This is a genomic window from Blautia wexlerae (assembly GCF_013300825.1).
GTDB classification, from domain to species: Bacteria; Bacillota; Clostridia; order Lachnospirales; family Lachnospiraceae; genus Blautia_A; species Blautia_A wexlerae_B.
This window is the reverse complement of record NZ_JAAIMY010000083.1, coordinates 1-810: the sequence shown is the minus strand read 5'-3', so window position 1 is coordinate 810 and position 810 is coordinate 1. Positions and strand designations below refer to the sequence as shown.

Here is an 810-nt window from a genome sequence, read left to right as displayed (position 1 = left end):
ATATTATCTGCATTTTTATTTTTCCCTGATAACTCTTTTCTCAGATTCTGTTGTTTTTTCTACTACCCATGGCTATATTTTAGCACATATAGCGCTAAAAATAAACATATGTTTTCCTTTGGGTAAAAAATTTGCGCGTCTAACTCATCACTAAAGTAACGAGAATGCGACGCGCAATTATTCAAATTATTTTGAAAAAATAAGATGTGTTTTTCAGATCAAAAAATATGAGTAGTAGTCAAGAGGACTTGATGAATTAATCCGTCAAGCCCTTTCTATTTATTATGAGAAATAATCAGTGTACGAGCTGTCAAGTATTTTCTTCCTTCTTATAAAGATTAAAATTCTTGACAGCTCTGTTTTTGGCAAATAAAAAAATATCATAGAATCTAGTTTAATAGACTCATATGATATTTCTGTGATTACCCGTGAAGACGAAGACGCGCAAAAGCCTTCATTTTCAAAGGTTTCGAGCAGGGGATGAGAGAATCGAACTCCCACCAAAGGTTTTGGAGACCCCTATCATACCATTTGACCAATCCCCTACAAAGTATATTATACATACTTTCAAAACTACATACATGTTGACATTTCCTTGAGAATTAACTTCCTGCGTTTTGGTCAAGCCCTCACCCGATTAGTAACAGTCAGCTCCATGTGTTGCCACACTTCCACCTCTGCCCTATCTACCTCGTCGTCTTCAAGGGGGTTTACTTCTTTCGAATGGGATATCTCATCTTAAGGGGGGCTTCACGCTTAGATGCCTTCAGCGTTTATCCCTTCCGGGCTTGGCTACTCGGCCGTAGACTT

At 37.7% G+C, this 810-nt stretch carries 1 tRNA gene and 1 rRNA gene; both read right to left on the bottom strand.

The window, feature by feature from the left end:
• Positions 1-474: 474 nt before the first annotated feature.
• Positions 475-545: transfer RNA gene (locus G4417_RS16500), tRNA-Trp, on the bottom strand.
• 72 nt (positions 546-617) lie between these two features.
• Positions 618-810, bottom strand: a 23S ribosomal RNA gene (locus G4417_RS16495); the annotation flags it as partial.